Genomic DNA, 24,057 nt, shown 5'->3' with positions numbered 1-24,057 from the left:
CGTCTCAACCCTCGTGTGTTCGGAAGGCCAGCATCCTTGGCTGGTACTTGTATGCAGGAGTGCGATCGCTTCAAGCTCGCGATTTTTTTTCGTCAACCCCATTCTGGTCTCCATCTAAAGGACCCCCATACAACGCTTCATGTTTGGTCTTATCGGTCATCTTACAAGTTTGGCTCACGCCCAATCTGTCGCCAACGAACTCGGCTATCCGGAATATGCCGATCGCGGTTTGGACTTCTGGTGTTCCGCTCCCCCGCAAATTGTCGATACCATCAAGGTTACCAGCCTGACAGGTGAGACGATCGAAGGTCGGTACGTCGAATCGTGTTTTCTGCCGGAAATGCTCGCCAACCGTCGCATTAAAGCGGCCACGCGCAAAATTGTCAACGCGATGGCTCACGCCCAAAAACATGGGATCGATATCACTGCCCTCGGCGGCTTTTCCTCGATTATCTTTGAAAACTTCAACCTGTACCAAATCCAACAGGTTCGGAATATCAAACTCGAATTCGAGCGCTTTACCACGGGCAACACCCACACTGCTTATATCATTTGCAAACAAGTCGAGCAAGCGTCCCGCCAGTTAGGGATTTCGCTGTCGAACGCGACCGTCGCTATATGTGGCGCCACGGGAGATATCGGCAGTGGGGTCTGTCGCTGGCTCAACGCCCGCACCGACGTTAAAGAAATGCTGCTGATCGCCCGCGATCGCGCCCGCTTGAGCGCCCTGCAAGAAGAACTCGGTCGCGGTCAAGTGGTCGGCTTGGAAGAAGCCTTACCCCAAGCGGATATCATCGTCTGGGTTGCCAGTATGCCCAAAGGGGTAGAAATCGACCCGAACGGCTTAAAACATCCGTGTTTGATCGTTGACGGGGGCTATCCGAAAAACATGGCCACCCAGATTCAACATCCCGAAGTGTACGTCCTCAACGGCGGCATTGTCGAACATTCCCTGGATATCGACTGGCGGATCATGTCGATCGCCAAAATGGAAGTTCCGGCGCGCCAACTGTTCGCCTGCTTTGCCGAATCGATGATTCTCGAATTTGAAAAGCTCTATACGAATTTCTCGTGGGGACGCAATCAAATCGGGGTGGAAAAAATGGAGCAGATCGGTCAATGGTCGGTCAAACACGGTTTCAAGCCGCTTTTGGTCAATTAGCCGATCGCGCGACCCGATCCGAGGCGATCGCCCGGACTTGGAAGACTGGCCCGCCGCCGGGCGATCGCCGAACTTGCGAGCGCTGGTAACGGAATATTCACTATGGCAACGACTGAGCGCAGAACCTTTCTTTTAGAATTTGAAAAACCCCTCGCGGAGCTGGAAGGACGCATCCAACAAATTCGAGACCTCGCCACCGAAAATGGCGTCGATGTCTCGGATCAAATCCACCAGCTCGAAGCCCGCGCCTCCCAACTGCGGCAAGAAATTTTTAGCAGTTTGTCCCCCTACCAACGGCTGCAACTCGCCCGCCATCCCCGGCGCCCGAGTACCCTGGACTACATCCAGGCGATCGCCGACGAATGGATGGAACTGCACGGCGATCGCCGGGGTAACGACGATCCCGCCCTCGTCGGCGGCATCGGTCGCGTCGGCGGCATTCCCGTGGTCATGCTCGGCCACCAAAAAGGCCGCGATACCAAAGATAACGTCGCCCGCAACTTCGGCATGGCCTCCCCGGGGGGCTACCGCAAGGCCATGCGCCTGATGGAACATGCCAATCGGTTCGGAATGCCGATTTTTACCTTTATCGACACCCCCGGGGCTTGGGCGGGCATCGAAGCCGAGCACCAAGGTCAAGGAGAGGCGATCGCCTATAACTTGCGCGAAATGTTCCGCCTCGACGTGCCGATCCTCAGTACGGTGATCGGCGAGGGCGGTTCCGGTGGCGCCCTCGGTATTGGCGTCGCCGATCGCCTGCTGATGTTAGAACACGCCGTTTACACCGTCGCCACCCCGGAAGCCTGCGCGGCCATTCTCTGGAAAGATGCCGCCAAAGCCTCCCAAGCCGCCGAAGCTCTCAAAATTACCTCCTGGGATCTCAAAAATCTCGGCATCTTAGACCGTCTCTTACCCGAACCCGTCGGCGGCGCCCATTCCAACCCCCTCAAAGCGGCAGAAACCCTCAAAGAAGCCCTGTTAAGCACCTTAGAAGAACTCAGCCAACTCACCAGCCAACAACGCCGGGAACAACGCTATCAAAAATTCCGGCGGATCGGCGTGTTTATGGAGTTGCCCGCCTGAGTCCCCCGAGAAATTGGCGATCGCTCCCGGCATCGCCATTCTCAGTGATATAATCGTGCAAGTTGTCACATTTGTTTACCTTTTTCTCAGACTGGCTCCAGTCCAGTCTGCACGGCGCTCGCGGCTGCCGCTTGGGCGATCGCGATCGAACTTTCCCCACCCCTCCCACGACACCGACCCCGGCATCGTTCTGTAGAGGGAAATACAGAACCCTCGTGGGCTCGTGGCGTCCGGCGAGCGGCTCGTTCGCGCTGCCTCGTCGCCCGCTCTCGCGACGATCGCCCGGACGATTCCTCCGACGATTCGCGATCGGACTTTTTTGTGGGCTTTTTCGTGGTTCTCCCCCACCCTCGATCGGATGGGGTTCGGTTCCGGCGCGCGCACGTCGCCCATCTCCCCACCCGCTCCGAGCGATCGCGGCGGTTTAGAACAGTAGATTATAAAGTCTACCGCCAACGTCGAGCAATAAGTAATTCTATCAAAACAGATCGAACCTTTTCATGAGCGATCGAACACCATTACGCGCCCTGATCACCGGAGCGAGCAGTGGCATCGGCAAAGCCACCGCCCTCGCCTTGGCCAAAGCAGGCGTTCCCTCAGCCCTGGTCAGCCGTCGTGCAGACCGCTTGGCTGCCGTCGCCGCCGAAGCCGCCACCTACGGAGTCGAATGTAAACCTTATCCCGTAGATCTGGCTCAACTCTCCCAGGTGCGGCAGCAGATTGGGGCGATCGCCGATGACTTCGGCCCGATCGACCTGCTGATCAACAACGCCGGAATGGGCTATACAGGCAACCTGATCGACACCCCCCTCTCCGACTGGCAACGGGTCATGGATCTCAACCTAACCAGCGTCTTCGAGTGCATTGGCGCGATCTTACCCGCCATGCGCGATCGCCAGCAAGGAACCATCCTCAACGTCGCCTCAGTCGCCGCCTACGAAGCCTTTCCGGGTTGGGGCGCCTACAACGTCAGCAAAGCCGCCCTCGTCTGCCTTTCCAAAACCCTGGCAGCCGAAGAGCGCGCCAATGGCATTCGCGTCACCATCATTTCTCCCGGCGCGGTCAACTCGCCAATTTGGGATACCCCGACGGTAAACGCCGATTTCGACCGCTCGCAAATGCTCACCCCCGAAATCGTCGCCGAGTCGATCGTTCACGCCGCCTTATTACCCGCCAGTGCGGCGATCGACGAATTAACCCTCGTCTCCAATGCCGGGAACTTTTAACCCCCGTCTAACCGCTCTGTATCCGCACTATTCCAAACCCTAACCAACAACTCGTCATGACTATTGCTTCTTCTAACGGGTCCAGTGGCTCGACATCGAAAATGACTGCCAGTTCCTCTGCAACCCCGAACCCCACCGAGCCGCGTTCCGTTCAAACGCGACCCGCTCGTGACAGCGTTCGGGAAAACTACATCCCTCCGGAAACGGACGAAGCAGAAAACGAACGACGCTTGACCGAGGCGGTACACGAAATGCTCCTCGGCGTCGGCGAAGACCCGGAACGCGAAGGCTTGCTCAAAACGCCCAAGCGGGTCGCCGAAGCCATGCGCTTTCTCACCAGTGGCTATCACCAATCTCTCGAAGAAATTGTCAATAATGCCATTTTCGACGAGGGCCACAACGAAATGGTCTTGGTGCGCGATATTAATTTCTTCAGCCTCTGCGAACACCACATGCTGCCGTTTATGGGACGCGCTCACGTGGCGTACATCCCCAACGAGAAAGTGGTGGGGTTGAGTAAGTTGGCGCGGATTGTCGAAATGTACTCCCGACGCTTGCAGGTGCAGGAGCGTCTCAACCGTCAGGTGGCGGAAGCGATTCAAGAGATTCTCGACCCGCAAGGGGTCGCCGTGGTGATGGAAGCGACCCACATGTGCATGGTCATGCGCGGGGTGCAAAAACCCGGTTCTTGGACTGTGACGAGTGCGATGGTCGGTGTTTTTCAAGAAGATCAAAAAACTCGCGAAGAGTTTCTTAATTTGATCCGCCACCAACCCGCATTTTTCTAAGATTTCCCGATGGAGACCGTAACCCGGGAATTCCGGGTTACGGTCGGTGTTGGCCCCGCGCCCCCAATTGCTCGAACAAGCGGGCGACTTTGGCCAGATCTTTAATCCCGGGAGATCGCTCTACTCCGCTCGACAAGTCGATCCCGGTCGGACGGGCTCGGGCGATCGCCGTCAGCACGTTATCCGGGTTTAAGCCTCCCGCCAACAACCAGGGAACCCCCGGATCGAAGCGGTCGAGTAGGGTCCAGTCGAGTTGGCGTCCGGTTCCGCCGAGTTGACCCGGATGGTAGGCATCTAATAAGAAGGTATCGACCCGATCGCGGTAAAGTCGGGTGCGTTCTAAATCTGCCTCGCTTTTAATGCGGAAGGCTTTAATGATTTCGATTCCGTCAGCTAATTCGACGCGCAGGCGATCGCAAAACTCCGGCGTCTCGTCTCCGTGTAACTGAACTCCCGTCAGTCCCGCCTCGCGGACGACTTGACTAATTGCCTCGGTTCCGACATTGGCAAAAACCCCGATCGCCCCGACCCTCCACGAATGGAGACGATCGACCATCTGGCGAATTTGGCCGACGCCGACATAGCGCGGCGAACTCGGCACGCAGATAAATCCCAAGGCATTCGCTCCCATACGGGCGATCGCCTCGCCGTCTTCATCCCGAGTAATGCCACAAATCTTAACTCTAATCGCCGTATTTTGAAATGAATTATCTACTTTTGTATCGAAATTTTGCATAACTGTTAACTATTGAGACAAATTATTGTTTTCTCCGGAGAAATTCTTATAATTCTCCTGACTTCTTGAATTTATCAACTCAGGAGATAGCAACTTGCTTTACACTACTTTACTCGCTGCTACGGCTACCACCGTTGCCTGGTCTCCCAGCGTCGGGATCGTCATGATCCTTTGTAATTTATTCGCGATCGCGATCGGTTACAAAGCCATTCAAAACCCCGGGGTCGGTCCGGCGTTACCCGTTTCTTTAACCCCGTTGTGGAAAAACTTTGGCGTTCCCGAACTGCTCGGTACCGCTTGTTTGGGTCATATTCTCGGTGCGGGAATGATCTTGGGTTTGGCGAACGCAGGCGTCCTTTAAGAGCCTTTATTTAAGAACGGCGATCGCACCGTCATCCGCTCGAATATTTCAAAAATGCCCCCAATAAAGGGGCATTTTTTTATGGAGAGATCGCCACCACCGATTCCTTATCCGTTCGGGCGATCTCCGAATGGACGACGGCAAAGTCAGTACAATAAATAAAGATCGGTCGGCTTCATCGAGACGAGCGAGGCTCCGAGCCGTCGCAGTACAGATTCGGATAAGGAAAATTTCATGCAGGCAGGTTGGCGAATCGGATCGGTTTTTGGGATTCCCCTGTACGTCGATTCTTCGTGGTTTGTAATTGTTGCGCTCCTCACCCTCTTCAACGGGTCCAAATTCGTGCCGCAGTGGGGATCCGTCGTCGGCTGGGGGGCTGGATTGGCGATGCCGTTGCTGTTGTTCGGCTCGGTGTTACTGCACGAACTCGGTCACAGTTTGGTCGCCAAATCCCAAGGGATTACCGTCAATTCGATTACCCTATTTATTTTTGGCGGGATTGCCTCGATCGAACAGGAATCGAAAACCCCCGGTCAAGCGTTTCAAGTGGCGATCGCCGGACCTGCGGTCAGTTTTGGTTTATTTATCGGTTTGGGGCTGTTGGGGGGTACTTTGCCGCAACTGTCCCCGATCGCCGTTTTAGCCCGGGATCTGGCCACGATTAACTTAGTGCTGGCCTCGTTTAACTTAATTCCCGGGTTGCCCCTCGACGGCGGTCAAGTGCTCAAAGCGGCGGTCTGGAAGATTACGGGCGATCGCTTTCGCGGGGTCCATTGGGCCGCAAAAACGGGTAAAATCCTCGGCTCGGTCGCGATCGCCTTCGGGTTGACAGCCCTGTTAGTCGGAGGGGCCGGCGCCGGAACCGGAGGCTTGTGGATTGCCTTACTCGGTTGGTTTGGCTTGCGCAACGCCAGCGCTTACGACCGCCTGACCGACTTGCAAGAAGCCCTGATTCAACTCAAAGCGCAAGAAGTGATGACCCGACAATTTCGGGTCGTCGATGCGAACATGACCTTGCGCGAGTTTGCCGACGATTACTTACTCGGCGAGTTGCAACCCACCGTTTACTTTGCCGCTTCCGACGGGCGCTATCGCGGTTTGGTGATGCCCGAACGGTTACGGGAGATCGAACGCAGCGAGTGGGAAACGCAACGGTTACAGACGATCGTGCGACCGTTGGGCGAGATCGTGGCCGTCGGCGAAGAGGTATCGATGGTGGAGGCGATCGAGCGTTTGGAGTCGCACCAACTCAATCAAATTACCGTATTGTCGCGCGCGGGTGCGGTCGCGGGGATTATCGATCGCGGCGATATCGTCCGCAGTTTGGCACAAAAGCTCAATTTCTCGATTTCGGCGGCGGAAATCAAACGGATTAAAGAAGAAGGAACCTATCCCCCGGGATTGCAACTCGGGGCGATCGCCAAAGCCACCGCAGAGGCGATCGACGGGGGCGATCGCGCCAAAAAATCTTAATCTAAATCTTAATTCTCAGGAAGGCCGCAGGGCGGGCTTTTCCGGGTTCAGGGGAGGGGAAGCGAGCCGAGAAATTTGCTCCCATTCCTCCTCAGTAAGCGGTTCGGGAACCAGGCGCACCCGAAAACACTGCTCGGCGGCTTCGACGAGGACGGCGATCGCCCGTTCCAACCACGGTTGTCGAGGGTCGAGAGCGGCAGAATCGGGGGCGATCGCCTCTAAATAGCGCCTCATTCCCGACCCTCGACCCGAAGAGCCGAAGATCCGCTCGCACAACTGGGGACAGGGGTCGATCGGGATCGAACCGTGCTGTAAGATGCTGTGACGCTGACGCAATTGAGCGCTACCGATCGCTTTGACCCCATCCGGTCGGACTAAATCGGCGACGGTGGCGGTATCGAAACAGTTCGGGGTGGAACGGTCGGGCGATCGCTCCTGGCCGTAATTTAACGGCACCCCCAAACGAGTCCAGCCTTCGACTAAAAACTGAGAAATTGCCTCGTAAGTGGCACGGCGATCGCCCCGCGTTGCCGCCGTCAAATTGCCACAGCCCTCCGAGGTAACCACCGCATAGGTGAGATCCCCCTGATGCAAAACGGCCCGTCCTCCGGTCGGTCGGCGAATTAAGGCGATCGGTTCGCCTTGCCAGGTTAACTCCTGCCAGCGTCGGGGCCACCGTCGTTGGTGGTATCCCAAAGAAATCGCCACCGGGGTCCAGGTGTAAAAGCGCAGACTCGGCGGTTGCCTCCCGGCGCGATGTTCTTGCAGCAGCCAAGAATCGACCGCCATTTGCAGGCGACCGTTCGCCGCGATCGGAGGAATCAAACGCCAGGTAGGGAAACTCATCGCAAAAAGGGGGTGAAATCGCTAAGCGCGTTCGGTTTACTTGTATTCGGCTTGCAGCAGTTCGTCGTTGTCGTCGGCGAGGGTCGCCACGATCGTAATCGCCTGGGAGATTTCGCTCGGATTGATATCGGCGACAGTGCGATTCGACAGAACCACCACGCGATCGTCCACGATCGCAAAACGGGCTTCGTAAGTAGACAGCCAGTTCATTTCCAGCAGTTTTCGCATTAATTGCGGCTCGTTCTTCGCCGGAAGGTCTAAAACAAACGACCAAACACTCAAGGTATCCTCATCGCCAGTTCCAGTCAACTGCACGAACACTTGAACGCTACCGTATTGAAATTTCCAAAAATAGCCCGCTTCACTGTGAGCGAACATGACTTTTTGATCTTGAGCCATGCTGGCGATCACCGTTTCAATTTCTTCGACCAAATCGATCGGGGTCGAAGTGTCGAGCAGTTCTTGAGTCGATTGGCTCTCACTTGATTGGGTTTCTACTTCTGGGGTCATGACCTCTCCGTATGGTTGAATAGGGGTATTTCCATTTCAGTCTATAGTGCAATTCATCGTACCGTAGGAAGCCGGGGCGATCTCGCTATTTTAGGCGCGTCTGCCCCTCACTCCAGCTCGGCGATCTCCGATCCCCGTTATGGCTCGATTTGCGGTTTGCGCGCCACCCAATATTTACTCGCGTGGTGCATTTGAGTGTAAACTTCGCCAAACCCGGCACGGTGCAAACGGCGTTCCAAATCGTCGCGGATGTAATCGTTATAGTAGGGTTCGTGAAAGGAAATCGGGAAATTGTGCAGTAACGGGTCCCAGTCGGGAACGTCCCCGAGTTGGATCGAATCGCAAATGACGAACCACCCTCCCGGTTTGATGACCCGGAAACATTCCTCGATCGCCCGTTGGCGAACAGTTCCGGGCAGTTCGTGGAATAAAAAGACACTGGTCGCGGCATGGAAATAACCCCCGCGATAGGGCAGTTCTTCGACCTTTCCCCCGACCAGTTGGGGCAGTTCTCCGGGCAATTGTCCCAGCCATCGGGCAGCTTTACGCAAATAGGCCGTCGATAAATCTACCCCAAATAAGTTCGCTTGGGGGAGCATGGCCCGTAAGAATTTGAGGGTGCGACCCGTCCCGCAGGCAATATCTAAAATCCGCAGATCTCGGGAAGGAACCGAGGGAAATCCCGCTTCCAGCCCTTGTTTGAGGGGCGCGAGTACGCGGCGGCGCATTGCATCCGCACAGCCGTTAAAGAGAATTTCGACTTGTAAATCGTACAGATTCGCCGACAGGTCGCTGAAATAGCCGTCAGTTTGGAAATGGAAGTTGCGGCGATAGTAGTTGGGATAGTTGTTGGTGTCGAGATCTTCGGCAAAATCGCGATAGTTCTGTTGCAGCGATCGCTCGCGAAGGCGAGGCAGGTCGAGTAAAAGAGCGGGATAGTAGGATAAAAAGTCTTCCCAGGGATTATCAAACAGCAATTCCACTGGATAAATCCCCCGTTCGGCATCTTTCCACTCGGTTTCGAGCAATCGAGCCAAACTCGTTTGTAAGGTTTCGAGGAGTTCCGGGGACAGGGGTTTGAGTTGATCTTTTCCGGGAACGTCGTAAAACAAGTTGAGCAGACGGGAACTTAACGTCTTGTGGGTGAGTGCGAAAGAGCTTTTTGTGTATTGAACGGTTTGATAAGCCAGTTTGGCGAGCAAATCAGTCATGGTTCGGCTATCCCGAGGCGATCGTCAGAACGTCAAATCTCTCTAAAAACGTCAATAATTGTAACGAAAAAGCCACCTCTAGTGAGGTGGCCTTTCGCGTCAGGCAACGATCGCCCTCCGGGGGAGTTTAAGCGTCGTAGTAGAGCGAGAACTCGTAAGGATGGGGACGCAGGCGCATCGGGTTGACTTCGTTATCCAACTTGTACTCGATCCAGTTGGTGATGAAATCTTCCGTAAACACGTTACCCGCCAACAAGAACTCGTGATCCGCTTCGAGAGCTTTGAGAGCGTCGAGCAGGGAGCCGGGGGTCGAAGGAATCTTCGCCAATTCTTCCGGGCTGAGGTCGTAGATATCGACATCGAGGGGATCCCCCGGATCGATTTCATTTTTGATGCCGTCAATCCCCGCACACAGCATCGCCGCAAACGCCAAATAGGGGTTGCAGGTCGCATCGGGACAACGGAACTCCATGCGCTTCGCTTTCGGATTCTCGCCGGAGAGAGGAATCCGAATCGAGGCGGAACGGTTCCCTTGAGAATAGGCCAAGTTCACCGGGGCTTCAAATCCGGGAACCAACCGTTTGTAAGAGTTGGTCGAAGGGTTACTCAGGGCCAAAATCGCCGGAGCGTGTTTGAGCAAGCCACCGATATAGTTCAGGGCCATTTTACTCATATTGGCGTAGCCGTCACCCCAGAACAAGGGTTGACCGTCTTTCCAGATCGACTGGTGGGTGTGCATCCCGGAACCGTTATCGTTAAAGATCGGTTTGGGCATGAAGGTCGCCGTTTTGCCATATTTCTTGGCAACGTTTTTGACGACGTACTTGTACACCATCAAGTAGTCTGCCGCTTGGATAATCGGAGCGAAGCGAACTCCCAGCTCGTTTTGACCCCCCGAGGCTACCTCGTGATGGTGTTTTTCAATCGGCACGCCGCATTTGCCCATCGTCAGCAGCATTTCCGTCCGCATGTCTTGCATGGTGTCGGTCGGCGAGACGGGGAAATAACCTTCTTTATAGCGGGGTTTGTAGCCGAGGTTTCCACCCGGTTCTTGTTTTCCAGAGTTCCAACGCCCTTCGACGCTATCGACGTGGTAAAAGCCTTCGTTGTGGGTTTGATCGAAGCGGACGTCTTCAAAGATGAAGAATTCGGCTTCCGGTCCGAAGTACGCAATATCGCCAAGCCCGGACGAAATCAAGTAATCCAGGGCTTTTTGGGCGATCGTGCGCGGGTCGCGGCTGTACCATTCTCCCGTTCGCGGTTCCTTGATGCTGCAGATCATGCTCAAGGTCGGCTGTTCCATGAACGGATCGATCCACGCCGTCGTCGGATCGGGAACCATTGCCATGTCCGATTCGTTGATCGCTTTCCAGCCACGAATACTCGAACCATCAAAGGCAACACCCTCGGTAAAGGCGCTCTCGTCGATCAGATCCCGGTAAAACGAGCAGTGCTGCCAGATTCCGGGCATATCGACAAATTTGAGGTCGATAATTTGGATATCTTGCTCGCGGATGAGATCTAGAACTTGTTGGGCAGTCTCGGGCATAAATATCTCCTCAGTTTTGACTGGGTTGGAAGTTCACGACGATGCAGGAGTGTCGTGACAAGTTAGAACGGCTCAGTGGGGCGAATGCCCTAGGTATGAAATCCCAGCACCTGCGTGAGTCAGACTGGGGAGGGGTCATTTAGGCGGGCCTGATTCAAAGTGAATGTTGACAGGGGTTGGGGTGACTTGAGCCGAATTCGACTCAACTCGACGGCGAGGGCCAGAGCGTTTCGCGATCGCCGCTCGGGGATGCGGATTCGCTCTAACGTTTGACTCCTGTGGCCGATGCGGGCCACACGCCTTGTCAAAGCCGAACTTATCTGAATCATCCTAGGGATAGGCTCTCGGTCGTTTTGTATCAAACGCTACCAAACTTCCGCCGTGTCAGCGAACCTTGGATGGATTTAATCACATTGGCGGGCGATCGCCTATTGAGAAAATCGTGACATCCTCCCGATGCTCCCCCTAACGGGTAGAGCGCGGGCTTCCCTTCCTCGCGGTTGGGTTTTCCTGCTTCATCGGGGTTCCCAAGCAACCTTCCTCTGCAGGCAGCATCACCGACTGTCCGTCGGCTGCAAGTACAAGACCTCGTTGCATGACTACTTGAGCGGCAGCAACATCCCGGTCTGTCGTATATCCACATTCACTGTAGTGATGCACCCGTTCGCCGAGTTCTTTCTTCCCAGTATGCACCCCACACTGAGGGCAAGTTTGACGGGTCCCGTTGGGATCGACCCTGGCAAAGTAGACGCCACGCTTCCAGGCAACCCACTTGAGGATTTCCAAGAAGCTTCCCCAAGCAGCATCCAAACAATGCTTGGCCAAGATCCCGCGACTGGTCATCTTGAATTTGAACTGCGGAAATACAAACGAGCGGTACTGACCAAACTTTTTGAATCGAGGAAATCCGAACCCTCTTTTCTGCATGAACTTGAACGACTTATCCAATCGCTTCAAGGCATCTTGCAAGACCTGAGAATGAACAGCCTTCAGTTCTGGGATTTCCCGTTTCGCCCTAGTCAGCGCATTCTGCTGTTTGTAATAGTCGGGATAGGGTGCATCAGCAGAAATGATATATTCCTGCTTGATACTGCAAGCATTGACCGGACATTTACGCGAGCCGATCCAGTCTTTTCGCTCTGCGAAAGCGTAGTTATAGACGCGACAACATTGCTCCAACCAATCGAGCATTTGAGCTTCCTGGTCAAGTCCTGGATAGATTCGGTAGTTGTAGGTCAAGTTCAACATACCTACAGCCTAACCGATTTGCGCTTTCCGTTAGACTATCGGCAGTGTGTCGATTTTCGGGGCATTGAACCCCTCAATCGACGCGGGGAGTCCATGTATCCCGACCCTGACCTTTCAGGTACAGTGCGGGACTTATCGCTCCCCGAACCCCTCAAAAGTTAAAGTCTTGCCCCCTTCCCCTCCGGGAGCTCTCGACGTCGGGCGATCGAAATATGAAGTTCTTTATCCTTGAGGGATTGAGATATGTTGCTGGGTATCGCTTTGTAGTAGACTACGAAACGTCTACGGATCTGACGCCCACAAGACCAGATAGTAAAGATGGGTGCGGAGTTTTTCATCAAGTCATCCCACTCTTCCCTTATGTATTGAATTTGGGCGTTAGAGTTTTCTGCTGTTGAAATACGACTACTCAAAACAGCGAAAGTTAGTGAGACAACCCTTTTATTATTGTTGGGAGAAGGAATTTAATGCGCGACGCAGTAACAAGCCTGATTAGAAACTATGACGTGACGGGTCGCTATTTCGACCGCGACGCCATCGACCGACTCAAATCTTACTTCGAGAGTGGCACGGCTCGCGTTCGAGCCGCAGCTATCATCAACGCCAATGCAGCGACTTTGGTCAAACAAGCGGGTTCCCGTCTGTTTGCCGAATTACCCGAGTTGATTCGTCCTGGTGGCAACGCTTACACCACCCGCCGCTATGCGGCTTGTCTGCGGGATATGGACTATTATCTGCGCTATGCCAGCTACGCTTTAGTCGCTGGCAATACCGACGTCCTCGATGAAAGAGTGCTGCAAGGCTTGCGCGAAACCTACAATTCTTTAGGTGTACCCATCGGTCCGACCGTCGTCGGTATTTCCATCCTGCAAGAATTGGTTAAAGAGCAAGTCGCTCAAGCGGGAATTACCATCGGTGCTTGGCTGGACGAACCCTTCGAGCATCTCATTCAAGATTTAAGTGAAAAAGACGTTTAACTGCTGCTTGGTTTAGCCATTCTTGACGGCAAAAACGCTCTCAAAGAGAAAGCCACCCTTTTGTTTCAAAGAGTGGCTTTCTTTATGAGTGGAGCCGAGCAGAATCGAACTGCTGTCCAAGCTGGGTAGTGGCCTACCGCTCGTTCACAGGCTTAGCCCGGGTTACCCTCCAGGCGGGGACCACTAATTATCCCTAGTGGCGGGATGCACTGGTTTAGTCTTAACTAGCAATCAACCAGAGAAAGGTTGCTAGGGCATCCGTTGGGGTTTTGTCCGCAGCTCTTAACGGAGTCGAACCACAGACCGCTCAAACTTATAGAGAAGTTTTAGGCAACAGCAACTGCCTTGCGAGCGAAAGGAACAATGTTGTTCGCATTTACTTTTTTGTTTGAGTCTTGGATTTACGAGAGGAGACTCACTCTCGGCCTGAATCACGGGTTGGATTTCACCAACTTGTCGAAACCAGTACGGCCCCCCGTGTTCTCTTTCCATTATAATCAAAGATTCTGCGATCGCAAGGGAGTAGGCAGCAGTTGGGAGTGGGAAGGGAGAAGCCAAGAGGCAAAAAGTAGAGCGCAGGAGGTAGAAGCCCACATCTGTAGCGCACTGAAGATGAGCGCTTTTATGGTTTCGCTAACTCTAAACTCTAAAATCCCGAAAACTTATAGATTGAATGAAACTACTGTGTTTGAGTAACGGTCATGGGGAAGATGCGATCGCCGTTCGCATTTTGCGCCAACTGCAACAACAAGACGATTCCCTAGAACTGTTCGTTTTACCCCTCGTCGGGGAGGGAAGAGCTTACGAAACCCTCGAAGGGGTCAGCTTTATCGGTCCGGTCAAAAAAATGCCCTCGGGGGGATTTATCTATATGGACGGACGCCAATTCTGGGGCGATCTTCGTCAGGGCTTAATTCAACTCACCTGGGCGCAGTTGCAGGCGGTGCGCCATTGGGCGAAACAGGGAGGAGTTCTTCTAGCCGTCGGCGATATTTTACCGTTGTTGATGGCGTGGGCCAGTGGGGCCGAGTATGCCTTTGTCGGGACGGCGAAATCGGAATATTACTTGCGCGACGAAGCCGGGGTTTTACCGCGTCGGACGTGGTTCGAGGGTTTGGAAAGCTGGTCGGGTTCGGTTTATCTGCCGTGGGAACGCTGGTTGATGCGACATCGGCGCTGTCGGGCCGTATTTCCGAGGGATTCGTTGACGACGGAAACGTTAGTGAAATTGGGGATTGCGGCGCTCGATTTGGGCAATCCGATGATGGACGATTTGGAGGTCGATCGCCCGGCGCCTATTTTTGACGATCGCGATGCGGAACGCAAGGAAACGGAACGATCGCTGGTAGTGACCCTGTTACCGGGGTCGCGGGTTCCGGAAGCTTATCGGAATTGGCAACAAATTCTAGCGGCGGTGGCGGGTTTGGTCGAAGCCAACCCCCGACGCCCGCAGATGTTTCTAGGGGCGATCGCGCCGGACCTCAGTCTCGAACATTTAGGGCAAGAATTAGAAAATTTCGGCTGGCAGAAAATCGACGATCGCGCGCCCATTGCCGTTCCCGAATCCCTAGAACCCTTGTTTTCGAGAGCGTCCAGCGCCCTCTACCAGCAGCAAAGCGCAACGGTGCTGTTAACCTGCGAAGGCTTTGTCGAATGCTTGCGCCAGGGGGATCTCGCCTTGGCCATGGCGGGAACGGCGACGGAGCAGTTTATCGGTTTAGGTAAACCCGCGATCGCCTTTCCCGGAGGCGGCCCGCAATTTACCCCCGCTTTCGCCGAGGCTCAAAGTCGGTTACTCGGACCGTCGTTAATTTTGCTCGATCGCCCCGATCGTGCGGCGGGGGCGATCGCCGATTTGTTGCGCGATCCCGATACGTTACAGGCGATTGCCACGAACGGAGGGCGCCGCATGGGCGAACCGGGAGCCGCACGCCGAATTGCCCGACACCTTTGCCAATGTTGGCAAACCGATCGATCCTTTCCCCGTCGGTAGCTTCCCCGAAAATGAAGAGGGGACGCGCAGGTTATTGTTTAACCAAAACCCCCGGTTCTTTTTGAACCGGGACCGTGGTGAGGATATCGGTTTGGGCGCAATACTCCAAATCGGCGGAGTTGTTCAAGCGCAGTAAGCGATGACCGTGGCTGGCGTGGTGCATCAGTTCTAACAGGCGGTCTTGCCATTGCAAGTAAAGGGCGATCGCGGCGATCGTTTCGTCATTTCCAGCCAAATCGACGAGGGAAATGCCCGTCATCTCCTGCAAGCTGTGGGCGATCGCCCCCGCACACACCGTATCTTCTAAGGAAAAACTCCCTTCCCAACCGGAACCGACAATCCAAAGGGTTTCGGGACGCTTCCGAGCCAGCAACTCGACGACCGCTCGGCGATTGATTAACGCCGCCGCCAACACCGACGGCGCCTTTGCCACGCACTGCAGGGCGCGGGTTCCGTTCGTCGTACTGATAAACAAACGGCGTCCGCTCACCCGATCCGGCGTGCAGTCCAGGGGAGAATTCCCCATGTCACACCCGTCAACCATCGATCCGCCGCGTTCTCCCGCCCGAATTCGTTTCTCGGACGGCCACTGTTCGCTAACTTGTTTTAACTGCTCGATATCGCTGAAGACCTGAACGGCTTCGGCTCCTGCATCCAGGGCCGTGACCATCGTCGTTGTCGCTCGTAGGACATCGACGGCGATCGCGCAGTCCGCGACGCGATCGCTCGGAGTTAATTCGGGAGTGTGATAGACAAATAGTTTCAAGGCTGGGGTCTTTGCTTCTGAAACTGCCGATTTCTCATTCTATGAGCTTGTGGGGACGAAATAGAAATGACTTTGTTTTGTTTTCCATCAGCGATCGGCCAATCTATCCCTCGATCTCCATCTCCATAACCCTCGGATCCCTGGCGTCGGCGGCGATCGCCCCCTCGACAAAAAAGCCCGACTGAAGCGATCCCAGTCGGACTTTTTGTTTTCTCCTCGTATTAAGGCATGGCAACCTTAAATCCCGGCTTAGGCTCCTTTACCCAAATCCGCAATACTGAGCAATCCAGTCGTTTGACTCGGCGCCAGCTTCGGCGCGAACAAACCGCCGGAGAACAAGCGATCTTGCTCTTGAGCGAACACGGGTAACGCATTCTGCACTTGAGTCGCCACTGCAGTCGTTTTGACGTCGTAGGTCTGAGTCGCTACTTTCGGATACAACCCGATTCCGACAATCGGCAACAACAAGCAGGCGGCGATCGCAATTTCGCGCGGTTTCGCATCGACAAACTGTTGCAAGTCGAACTCGAAACCCAAATTCTCTTTCCCGTAAAACACCCGACGCAACATCGACAGCAGGTAAATCGGCGTCACGATTAACCCGACCGCCGCCAAGAAAATCACGACCACTTTAAACGGGGTACTGTAAGCGTAGCTGCTCGCCAAACCCAAGAACACGGTCAATTCGCTGACAAAACCACTCATTCCCGGTAAGGCTAACGACGCCATCGATCCGGCGGTGAACAAAGCGAACACTTTCGGCATCGATTTCGCCATACCGCCCATTTTCTCGATCAGCAGGGTATGAGTCCGTTCGTAGGTAACGCCGCACAGGAAGAACAAGGCGGCAGCAATCAAACCGTGGGACAGCATTTGCAAGACGGCGCCGCTAATTCCCAGCTCGTTGAGGGCGGCAATTCCGATTAACACAAATCCCATGTGGGAAATCGACGAACAAGCGAGACGACGCTTGAGGTTTTCCTGTCCGAAGGCGGTCAGCGCCCCGTAAACGACGTTGACGACGCCTAAAATCGCGAGGACCGGGGCGAAGTAAATGTGCGCGTGGGGCAGCATTTCAACGTTGAGGCGAATTAAGCCATAACCGCCCATTTTGAGCAGCACTCCGGCCAAAATCATCGAAACTGGGGCGGAAGCTTCGCCGTGGGCGTCCGGTAACCAGGTGTGGAGGGGGAAAATTGGCAGTTTGACGCCGAAGGAAATTAACAAGCCGCCGTAAAGCAGCAGTTCGAGGGCGATGGGATAGTGTTTGGCGCTCAGTTCGGCCATGTCGAAGGTGACGGTATCGCCGTAGAAGGCCATCGCCAAGCCACCGATCAAAATAAAGATAGAGGCTAATGCAGTATAAAGAATAAATTTAGTGGCGGCGTAGAGCCGTTTCGGTCCGCCCCAGATCGAAATGAGCAGGTACACGGGAACGAGTTCGAGTTCCCACATTAAGAAGAATAGTAAGAGGTCGGATGCGGCAAAGACGCCGATCTGGCCGCTATAGAGCAGCAGCATCAGGGTGTAAAATAGCCGGGGTTTGTAGGTGACGTTCCACGAGGCGAAAATCGCTAAGGTGGTCACGAACCCGGTCAGCAAAATTAGGGGCATGGAGATGCCATCGACGGCGAGGCTCCAGTTCAAGCCGAGTTGAGGCACCCAGGCGTAACGTTCGACGAGTTGGAAGTTGGGGTCGCTGAGGTTGTAGTCTCGGGCGAAGCCGAAGACGGTCAGGGCGAAGTCGGCGATTCCGATCGCCAGGGCATACCAACGCAGGGTTTTGCCGTCTTTATCGGGAATGAAGGGAATGGCGATACAGGCGACGATGGGTAAGAGGAGGATGGCGCTGAGCCAGGGAATGTTGAGGGAAAACATGTGGATGGGAATAAATACTCATTACCAACTATTTCAGTATATTAAGTTGAATGAAGTTTTGAAAACAGGTGTTGAGTAGGAAAAACCAATGGCAAGGCTAAAGGAGAATAAATACTTACTATCTTTGCCGGGGGATTTCTGTGGTAAGCACCTGCTCGACTCGTGCCAAAACCGGGGTTGACGAGGGTTCGGACGGTTGGGTTGGGGCGCCGGGGCGATCGCCGTTAACAAATCGATAAGTCCGAGTCCTTGTCTGTATCCAGTTTTGCCAAACTACAATGATAAAATCTCTATTACGCCTGTACCCATGAGGATCTGAGTCAGTCGGGCGTCATCGAGATTGGCTCGCCACCGACGATTTCGACCGTCTGTTCTGGGTTTCCGTTGCCGATCGCCCTTCCCAAGCTCTTCGCGATCGCGCGATATAAAGCATTGATGGCAAAAAAGCAAGTTCTTATTGTTAATAATTTTAAAATACGGTTTCCCGAGCGGGATTTGGGAGTATAATCGAGAACATCCGAAAAGTCCTGCTTTCGGATGGTTTGCGCCGCGATCGAGGTGGCTCGTCCGCCCGGGCGGACGCATTGCCGACCCGTGCGACCGTCAATTAAAAATTTGAGGAAGTTTGAATGTCTACCAACGAAGCCCAGAACTATAAGTTTGAAACGCTACAAATCCACGCAGGACAGGAACCCGCGCCGGGAACGAATGCCCGGGCGGTGCCGATTTACCAGACCACGTCCTACGTCTTCGACGATGCCGATCACGGTGCCAGACTGTTTGGCTTACAAGAATTCGGGAATATTTACACCCGAATCATGAACCCGACCAACGACGTCTTCGAGAAGCGGATTGCCGCGTTAGAAGGCGGGGTAGCGGCCCTGGCGACGGCAAGCGGTCAAGCGGCGCAGTTCCTGGCACTGGCGACGATTTGCCAAAAGGGAGATAACATCGTTTCGACGAGTTTCTTGTACGGGGGAACCTACAACCAGTTCAAAGTTGCCTTTCCCCGGTTGGGAATCGACGTCAAATTCGTGGAAGGAGACGATCCCGAAGGCTTCCGCAAGGCGATCGACGAAAACACGAAAGCGATTTACGTCGAAAGCATCGGCAACCCCGAGTGCAACATCCCCGATTTTGCGCTCTTATCCCACATCGCCCACGAAAACGGCATTCCCTTAGTCGTAGACAACACCTTCGGCTGTGCGGGATATCTCTGCCGCCCGATCGCCCACGGCGCCGACATCGTCACCGCCTCCGCTACCAAATGGATCGGCGGTCACGGCACCTCGATTGGCGGCGTCGTTGTCGATTCGGGTAACTTTGACTGGGGCAATGGCAAATTCCCCATGTTTACCGAACCGTCCGAAGGTTACCACGGCCTCAATTTTTACGAGACCTTCGGACCGCAGAGCCAATTTGGCAACATTGCCTTTATCATCCGCGCCCGAGTGGAAGGGTTGCGCGATTTGGGCGGTTGCATGAGTCCATTTAACGCCTTCTTACTGTTGCAAGGATTGGAAACCTTATCCTTGCGGGTGCAACGCCATGCGGACAATGCCCTGGCTTTAGCTCAGTGGCTGTCGGACCATCCCAAAGTCAATTGGGTCAAATATGCGGGATTGGAAAGCAATCCCTATCACGCCCAAGCGAAAAAATACCTGACCAACGGCTTTGGATGCGTGCTCAACTTCGGCATTAAAGGCGGAATGGAAGCGGGACGCACCTTTATCAATCACGTCAAGCTGGCGAGTCACCTGGCGAATGTCGGAGATGCGAAGACGTTGGTCATCCATCCGGCTTCGACGACTCACCAACAGTTAAGTGAAGCGGAACAAGCATCTTCTGGGGTGACTCCGGATATGGTCAGGGTCTCCGTAGGAATCGAACATATCGACGATATCAAGGCTGATTTCGAGCAAGCTTTTAAAGCGGTCGGTTAGAGACGGCGGGTGTCGCTAAAGGGAAAGAGGGGAGCGAGGTGTCGGCGGGGCGGATGGCGGTTTTGAGAAGACGGCGATCGCCCGAAATCGACAGAAGATCTCGGTTCCCTCAATTCTGGAGCGGCCAAAGATCCCGGCGTCAAAGGAACGAAGGCATTGAGATCGGCTCGACGGATTTGACCTTTACCCGGGGCTTGCCCTCGATCGGGTTGACCGATCGAGCGTATAGTTCAAGAAAGTAAGCGCGCGCGATCGCCAAAGCGAAAGATTATGAAATACCAGTGGTTTATTTCCCCAAACACGCAATTTTGCGAACTTCCCGAACCGATTTTGCTCGAGTCGGGAGAAATGCTCGGCAACGTGCAAGTGGGTTACCGGACCTGGGGCAAACTGAACGCCGCACGGGATAATGCGGTGGTGATTTGCCATGCGTTAACCGGATGGGCCGATGCGGATGAGTGGTGGGAACCCTTGTTCGGGCCGGGCAGGGCGTTTGACCCAGAGCAAGATTTCATCATTTGCAGCAACGTGTTGGGCAGTTGTTACGGGACGACCGGACCGACCTCGGTCAATCCGGCGACGGGATGCCCTTACGGCCCGGATTTTCCACGGATTACGATCCGGGATATGGTGCGGGTTCAGGCGGCGCTGTTGGAGGTGCTCGGGGTCGAACAGATCAAGCTCGTGGTCGGCGGTTCCCTCGGCGGGATGCAAGTGTTGGAATGGGCGATTTTGTATGCGGATAAGGTGGAGGCGATCGCCTCGATTGCCGCATCGGGGCGACATTCGGCGTGGTGTATCGGGTTGAGCGAAGCCCAACGACAGGCGATTTATGCCGATCCGAATTGGCGCGGGGGCTTGTACACGATTGACGAACCGCCTGCAGCCGGATTGGCGGCGGCGCGGATGATGGCGATGTGTACTTATCGCGCTTGGGGAAGTTTCGAGCAGCGTTTTTCCCGAACCGTGCAGGAAGACGGACGCTTGGCGATCGCGAGTTATTTGCAGCATCAAGGCGATAAACTGGTCAAACGCTTCGATGCGAATACTTACATCACCTTGACCCAAGCGATGGACACTCACGATCTCTCGCGCGGTTTGGAGGATTATTACAAGGTGTTGGCGCGGATTTCCCAGCCCGCCTCGATTGTGGCGATCGATTCCGATTTACTTTATCCGCCGACGGAACAACAAGAATTAGCGACTTATATGCCTAACGCTCAATTGAGCTGGTTGCATTCCCCTCACGGTCACGATGCGTTCTTGATCGATATGGAGGAACTCAATGCGATCTTGGTGAACTTTCGTCACGAGCAGTTAAAGCGCCATCGCTCCAACTCCCGTGTCAACGGATTGGCTCCCGTGGTACGGCGCTCTCCTTTTTTATTTTGAGGTGCATGGTGTGGATGGCGTTGACGATCGCGGGCGATCGAAGCCATCAAAGGAGTTGACAGGATCTCGGGCATCAGGGCGATCGCCCGAGAGTGTACCCGATCCAAAAACCGTGCGCTGGTTTCGCAAAAACTTGAAGAACTGGGGGCAAACCCACAGGCGAGATTTTCCCTGGCGGCGATCGCGCGATCCCTATGGGATCTTCGTCGCCGAGTGCTTGCTGCAAAAAACCGAAGCCAATCACGCCTTACCGATTTATCGGGCATTTATGGCTCGATATCCCACCTTAGCCGCCCTTGGGGACGCTTCCCTGGAAGAGTTGAGCGCCTTACTCGAACCCCTCGGACTGCGATTTCGCGCCTCCCGTCTGCTCGATGCGGCGCGATCGATCTTGGAAAATGAAGCCTACGGCGGTCAACTGCCCGATTGCGAAACGGAATTGCTCAAATTGCCTGGAGTGGGTCGCTACACTGCCCGCTCGATCCTTTCGCAAGCCTTCAACCGCCCCCTCGCCGTCCTCGATACCAATATTGCACGCATTCTCGAACGCTTTTTCGGCGTCGAAGGCGGGCGGGTCAAGTCCCGAGATGCCCTGTTGTGGTCTCTCGCCCAGGAGGTAGCCCCAAAACGGGAGATGGGCACCTGGAATCTGACCTTAATCGACTTTGGGGCGGCAGTTTGTACGGCGCAAAAGCCTCGTTGTTCGGAGTGCATTTTGCTGAAACGATGCAAGTTTGGGGAGTTTGGATTTTAGAGTTTAGAGGGTAAGCCAGAAGGGGAGTTGCGGGCAAGATGCCCGCACCCCAAGGTGGGGAATTCTGGTTTTCTTACAGCAAGTTGGGTCTATGAATGAAGCATCCCCTCGCCTTGAGGCAGGGGAGTGTCAATCGCCATATTTGACCATTGCGCCGCGACTATCCAAGGAGAGCGATCGCGCTTCGGCTTTGATGTCGTATTCTTTCCAAGTCAAACTCATAGCGGCGGCGACGGCGGGAGCATCGGCGATCGACGCGAGGGCTAATGCGGTCGGTCCGGCACCGCTAATCGCCATCCCGTAAGCTCCAGCCTCGATCGCCGCCGCCCGTACCGCTTGATAGCCGGGGATGAGTATTTCGCGATAGGGCTGGTGGATGCGGTCTTGCATGGCGGCGCGCAGCCAATTGCCGTTACCCGTTTCCAAACCGCGCACGAGCAATCCTAAATGAGAAGTATTGAAAATCGCATCGGCGCGGGTATACTGCTCCGGCAATACCCCACGGGCTTTTTCTGTAGAGAGTTCAAAAGTGGGAATGGCGACCACCGGGACGATCGTCGGGTGCCAGGGAATCTCGCAAATTTCCCACATTCGGGGAAGGTCCGATCGCTCGCCAAAGGTACTCGCCGCCGCCAGACGACAGCCCCCGAGCAAAGCGGGAACCACATTATCGGGATGGCGTTCGATCTCGATCGCCAGTTGGACGATTTCGGCGCGGGTTAACGGCGTTCCCGCCAAGGCATTAGCGGCGACCAAGCCTCCGGCGATCGCCGTGGCGGAACTCCCTAAGCCTCTGGCTAACGGAACCCCCAAATCGATCTCGATCGCCACTGGGGGAGGTTCGTGACCGAGACAGTCGTACAATTTGAGAAACGAACGATAAACGAGATTGCTCTCATCCGTACTGACCCGATGGGCTTCCGCACCACTGACCGAAATTTCCAGAGACTGCTCGGAATCGTAGCGCCGGGGGTGGCGGTCGAGGCGAGAAAACTTAAAGTGATTGTAGAGCGTCAGTGCCGCGCCAATACAGTCAAACCCGGGACCGAGATTCGCAGTTGTGGCCGGAACAGTTACGGTAACAGACGAGGTGCGGGACATGAACGATTTCTCAGGGCTAGAGAGTGAAAGAGGAGATGCCAAATTAGAGTTAAGCATGGAGATCGCAGTTAGGGTCGGTTAGAGGGAATTGAATCGGGAGCTGGGCGCGTCAACCGATCGCAGTACGCTTAAGGGACGGCTCACTTCACTCAGACAAGGAGAGGGGCAACCGTCACTTGGGGCGATCGCGCGCCCAAGGCGGGGTTCGCTCGCCCCGAACTCCCTACCATTTGGAACGATTGCATTCCTTGTCCAACACCAAGGCCCCGAGCCACGCTAAAACGCCGATGACTACAGGCACAAAGGCTTCTCCGAGCGCCCAAAATAAAGCAGCCATTATTATTACTACCACAGCCGTGGTCGTCGAGTCTGAGGTGACCGCGCGCTTTTCTTTCTCGGTGGCGGCAATAATTTGGACGATCGCGTAAACGACACCGAGAACGCCGATCCAAGTGGCGAGGGCATTGCGATCGGCCACCTGTTGCGGGTCGAGATAGCCGATCCAGGTTTCGCCCAACACCAAGCTCCCGAAGACTAACATCGCCGTTCCGGCGCCACAGAGATAGAGGATATCGATTTCGACCGCTTTCACCTTCCGACTGAGCCAATCGCCGCCAAAAACGAGGGCGAGGACGAAAGCGACCAATCCGGCACAGATACCGAGGGCTTTGAGCCCCAACAGGGCCGCCCAAATGGCGCGATCGCTCTGACCCATGGCCGCCCACACGAGGGCCGTTCCCCCGGCGATCGCCGCTCCCGCCCCCGCGATCGCCGCGAGAACGGTTCCCAAAAAGCGAAGACCGACTTCGAGGACACTTTCGTGTCTGGCGAGAGTCCGACGGTAAGGGCGAGTGGCTAAATGGTTGGCGATCGGCCAAAAGACCACTAAAGCCGCAGGCAAGCATAAGGCGACGGTCCGATAGATCGAATCGCCCCAAAACGCAGACCAAAACGCAGCCAAACCCAACGCGCCCCCTAACAGGATTAACAGGAAGAGTTTTAAAAGAAATAGCCAGCGTTTCTGCCCCATAGGGTTTAGCGCACGTCTGTGATTTTCCAA

22 protein-coding genes and 1 other RNA gene are annotated in these 24,057 nt (G+C 54.9%); 12 read left to right on the top strand and 11 right to left on the bottom strand.

The features are described 5' to 3' along the window. Positions 1-139: 139 nt before the first annotated feature. From JJD41_RS00455 to folE, 5 genes are all read left to right on the top strand, one after another. On the top strand, positions 140-1,162 hold the full coding sequence (locus JJD41_RS00455; RefSeq protein ID WP_200664238.1) for a long-chain acyl-[acyl-carrier-protein] reductase: 1,023 nt from the start codon (positions 140-142) through the stop codon (positions 1,160-1,162). 102 nt (positions 1,163-1,264) lie between these two features. Next, on the top strand, positions 1,265-2,245 hold the full coding sequence (accA, locus tag JJD41_RS00450; protein ID WP_200664237.1) for an acetyl-CoA carboxylase carboxyl transferase subunit alpha: 981 nt from the start codon (positions 1,265-1,267) through the stop codon (positions 2,243-2,245). A gap of 223 nt (positions 2,246-2,468) precedes the next feature. Continuing rightward, the gene (locus JJD41_RS00445; RefSeq protein WP_200664236.1) at positions 2,469-2,681 is read left to right on the top strand and encodes a hypothetical protein; all 213 of its coding nucleotides are present in this window, start codon (positions 2,469-2,471) and stop codon (positions 2,679-2,681) included. 64 nt (positions 2,682-2,745) lie between these two features. Beyond that, positions 2,746-3,471, top strand: coding sequence for an SDR family oxidoreductase (locus JJD41_RS00440; protein WP_200664235.1), 726 nt, complete (start codon positions 2,746-2,748; stop codon positions 3,469-3,471). Positions 3,472-3,527: 56 nt separating this feature from the next. Further along, positions 3,528-4,259 carry a GTP cyclohydrolase I FolE gene (folE, locus tag JJD41_RS00435; protein ID WP_200664234.1) on the top strand — a complete coding sequence of 244 codons (732 nt, stop codon included), beginning with the start codon at positions 3,528-3,530 and terminating at the stop codon, positions 4,257-4,259. A gap of 37 nt (positions 4,260-4,296) precedes the next feature. On the opposite strand, the gene JJD41_RS00430 is transcribed toward folE, so the two are convergent. Next, on the bottom strand, positions 4,297-4,947 hold the full coding sequence (locus JJD41_RS00430; protein WP_200666930.1) for a phosphoribosylanthranilate isomerase: 651 nt from the start codon (positions 4,945-4,947) through the stop codon (positions 4,297-4,299). Positions 4,948-5,089: 142 nt separating this feature from the next. On the opposite strand from JJD41_RS00430, the gene psaK reads away from it, so the two are divergent. Both psaK and JJD41_RS00420 read left to right on the top strand, forming a co-directional pair. Further along, positions 5,090-5,356: a photosystem I reaction center subunit PsaK gene (gene psaK, locus JJD41_RS00425; protein ID WP_200664233.1), complete on the top strand. Its 267-nt coding sequence runs from the start codon at positions 5,090-5,092 to the stop codon at positions 5,354-5,356. Positions 5,357-5,590: 234 nt separating this feature from the next. Continuing rightward, positions 5,591-6,829, top strand: coding sequence for a site-2 protease family protein (locus JJD41_RS00420; protein WP_200664232.1), 1,239 nt, complete (start codon positions 5,591-5,593; stop codon positions 6,827-6,829). Positions 6,830-6,844: 15 nt separating this feature from the next. On the opposite strand, the gene JJD41_RS00415 is transcribed toward JJD41_RS00420, so the two are convergent. The 5 genes from JJD41_RS00415 to JJD41_RS00395 form a co-directional block, all read right to left on the bottom strand. After that, on the bottom strand, positions 6,845-7,675 hold the full coding sequence (locus JJD41_RS00415; RefSeq protein WP_200664231.1) for a lipoate--protein ligase family protein: 831 nt from the start codon (positions 7,673-7,675) through the stop codon (positions 6,845-6,847). Positions 7,676-7,711: 36 nt separating this feature from the next. Further along, a complete protein-coding gene (locus tag JJD41_RS00410) occupies positions 7,712-8,185 on the bottom strand; it encodes a YbjN domain-containing protein (RefSeq protein WP_200664230.1) in 474 nt (157 codons plus the stop codon). A gap of 137 nt (positions 8,186-8,322) precedes the next feature. Then, complete coding sequence (locus JJD41_RS00405; protein WP_200664229.1) at positions 8,323-9,396, bottom strand: class I SAM-dependent methyltransferase; 1,074 nt, start codon at positions 9,394-9,396, stop codon at positions 8,323-8,325. 127 nt (positions 9,397-9,523) lie between these two features. After that, positions 9,524-10,945 (bottom strand): type I glutamate--ammonia ligase, encoded by a 1,422-nt coding sequence (glnA, locus tag JJD41_RS00400; protein WP_168570027.1) that lies wholly within the window; start codon positions 10,943-10,945, stop codon positions 9,524-9,526. Positions 10,946-11,410: 465 nt separating this feature from the next. Next, a complete protein-coding gene (locus JJD41_RS00395; protein ID WP_200664228.1) occupies positions 11,411-12,193 on the bottom strand; it encodes an RNA-guided endonuclease InsQ/TnpB family protein in 783 nt (260 codons plus the stop codon). 467 nt (positions 12,194-12,660) lie between these two features. Here JJD41_RS00395 and apcB point away from each other — a divergent pair, with 467 nt between their 5' ends. Beyond that, positions 12,661-13,170, top strand: a complete 510-nt coding sequence (apcB, locus tag JJD41_RS00390) for an allophycocyanin subunit beta (protein ID WP_200664227.1) — start codon at positions 12,661-12,663, stop codon at positions 13,168-13,170. Positions 13,171-13,256: 86 nt separating this feature from the next. Here the strand turns inward: apcB and ssrA are convergent. Then, positions 13,257-13,645, bottom strand: a transfer-messenger RNA (tmRNA) gene (gene ssrA / locus JJD41_RS00385). Positions 13,646-13,843: 198 nt separating this feature from the next. On the opposite strand from ssrA, the gene JJD41_RS00380 reads away from it, so the two are divergent. Further along, positions 13,844-15,163, top strand: coding sequence for a lipid-A-disaccharide synthase-related protein (locus JJD41_RS00380; RefSeq protein WP_200664226.1), 1,320 nt, complete (start codon positions 13,844-13,846; stop codon positions 15,161-15,163). A gap of 31 nt (positions 15,164-15,194) precedes the next feature. Here the strand turns inward: JJD41_RS00380 and JJD41_RS00375 are convergent, their stop codons facing one another. Then, positions 15,195-15,929 carry a 2-phosphosulfolactate phosphatase family protein gene (locus JJD41_RS00375; RefSeq protein ID WP_200664225.1) on the bottom strand — a complete coding sequence of 245 codons (735 nt, stop codon included), beginning with the start codon at positions 15,927-15,929 and terminating at the stop codon, positions 15,195-15,197. 249 nt (positions 15,930-16,178) lie between these two features. After that, positions 16,179-17,807 carry an NAD(P)H-quinone oxidoreductase subunit 4 gene (locus JJD41_RS00370; RefSeq protein WP_200664224.1) on the bottom strand — a complete coding sequence of 543 codons (1,629 nt, stop codon included), beginning with the start codon at positions 17,805-17,807 and terminating at the stop codon, positions 16,179-16,181. A 629-nt stretch (positions 17,808-18,436) separates the two neighbouring features. On the opposite strand from JJD41_RS00370, the gene JJD41_RS00365 reads away from it, so the two are divergent. From JJD41_RS00365 to JJD41_RS00355, 3 genes are all read left to right on the top strand, one after another. Continuing rightward, positions 18,437-19,750: an O-acetylhomoserine aminocarboxypropyltransferase/cysteine synthase family protein gene (locus JJD41_RS00365; protein WP_200664223.1), complete on the top strand. Its 1,314-nt coding sequence runs from the start codon at positions 18,437-18,439 to the stop codon at positions 19,748-19,750. Positions 19,751-20,020: 270 nt separating this feature from the next. Then, positions 20,021-21,142: a homoserine O-acetyltransferase MetX gene (metX, locus tag JJD41_RS00360; RefSeq protein WP_200664222.1), complete on the top strand. Its 1,122-nt coding sequence runs from the start codon at positions 20,021-20,023 to the stop codon at positions 21,140-21,142. Positions 21,143-21,275: 133 nt separating this feature from the next. Further along, entirely contained in the window at positions 21,276-21,896 is a 621-nt protein-coding gene (locus JJD41_RS00355) for an HhH-GPD family protein (RefSeq protein ID WP_234488444.1), read from the top strand. Positions 21,897-22,025: 129 nt separating this feature from the next. On the opposite strand, the gene thrB is transcribed toward JJD41_RS00355, so the two are convergent. Continuing rightward, entirely contained in the window at positions 22,026-22,997 is a 972-nt protein-coding gene (gene thrB, locus JJD41_RS00350; protein WP_200664221.1) for a homoserine kinase, read from the bottom strand. 223 nt (positions 22,998-23,220) lie between these two features. Further along, positions 23,221-24,027 (bottom strand): hypothetical protein, encoded by an 807-nt coding sequence (locus JJD41_RS00345; RefSeq protein WP_200664220.1) that lies wholly within the window; start codon positions 24,025-24,027, stop codon positions 23,221-23,223. Between the last annotated feature and the right edge of the window lie 30 nt (positions 24,028-24,057).

Origin of the sequence: Oxynema mangrovii CENA135 (assembly GCF_016632315.1) — a bacterium.
In the GTDB taxonomy this organism is placed as follows: Bacteria; Cyanobacteriota; Cyanobacteriia; order Cyanobacteriales; family Laspinemataceae; genus Oxynema; species Oxynema aestuarii.
Note: the sequence above shows the minus strand (reverse complement) of the source record. Positions and strands in the feature narration are given on the sequence as shown.

What these genes read in the sequence shown, in the direction of transcription:
- JJD41_RS00365 (WP_200664223.1), top strand. Translation starts at nt 18,437, where the DNA reads ATGTCTACCAACGAAGCCCAGAACTATAAGTTTGAAACGCTACAAATC.
- JJD41_RS00380 (WP_200664226.1), top strand. Translation starts at nt 13,844, where the DNA reads ATGAAACTACTGTGTTTGAGTAACGGTCATGGGGAAGATGCGATCGCC.
- JJD41_RS00410 (WP_200664230.1), bottom strand. Translation starts at nt 8,185, where the DNA reads ATGACCCCAGAAGTAGAAACCCAATCAAGTGAGAGCCAATCGACTCAA.
- folE (WP_200664234.1), top strand. Translation starts at nt 3,528, where the DNA reads ATGACTATTGCTTCTTCTAACGGGTCCAGTGGCTCGACATCGAAAATG.
- JJD41_RS00405 (WP_200664229.1), bottom strand. Translation starts at nt 9,396, where the DNA reads ATGACTGATTTGCTCGCCAAACTGGCTTATCAAACCGTTCAATACACA.
- JJD41_RS00395 (WP_200664228.1), bottom strand. Translation starts at nt 12,193, where the DNA reads ATGTTGAACTTGACCTACAACTACCGAATCTATCCAGGACTTGACCAG.
- JJD41_RS00420 (WP_200664232.1), top strand. Translation starts at nt 5,591, where the DNA reads ATGCAGGCAGGTTGGCGAATCGGATCGGTTTTTGGGATTCCCCTGTAC.
- glnA (WP_168570027.1), bottom strand. Translation starts at nt 10,945, where the DNA reads ATGCCCGAGACTGCCCAACAAGTTCTAGATCTCATCCGCGAGCAAGAT.
- JJD41_RS00440 (WP_200664235.1), top strand. Translation starts at nt 2,746, where the DNA reads ATGAGCGATCGAACACCATTACGCGCCCTGATCACCGGAGCGAGCAGT.
- JJD41_RS00415 (WP_200664231.1), bottom strand. Translation starts at nt 7,675, where the DNA reads ATGAGTTTCCCTACCTGGCGTTTGATTCCTCCGATCGCGGCGAACGGT.
- thrB (WP_200664221.1), bottom strand. Translation starts at nt 22,997, where the DNA reads ATGTCCCGCACCTCGTCTGTTACCGTAACTGTTCCGGCCACAACTGCG.
- JJD41_RS00455 (WP_200664238.1), top strand. Translation starts at nt 140, where the DNA reads ATGTTTGGTCTTATCGGTCATCTTACAAGTTTGGCTCACGCCCAATCT.
- JJD41_RS00370 (WP_200664224.1), bottom strand. Translation starts at nt 17,807, where the DNA reads ATGTTTTCCCTCAACATTCCCTGGCTCAGCGCCATCCTCCTCTTACCC.
- apcB (WP_200664227.1), top strand. Translation starts at nt 12,661, where the DNA reads ATGCGCGACGCAGTAACAAGCCTGATTAGAAACTATGACGTGACGGGT.
- metX (WP_200664222.1), top strand. Translation starts at nt 20,021, where the DNA reads ATGAAATACCAGTGGTTTATTTCCCCAAACACGCAATTTTGCGAACTT.
- JJD41_RS00345 (WP_200664220.1), bottom strand. Translation starts at nt 24,027, where the DNA reads ATGGGGCAGAAACGCTGGCTATTTCTTTTAAAACTCTTCCTGTTAATC.
- accA (WP_200664237.1), top strand. Translation starts at nt 1,265, where the DNA reads ATGGCAACGACTGAGCGCAGAACCTTTCTTTTAGAATTTGAAAAACCC.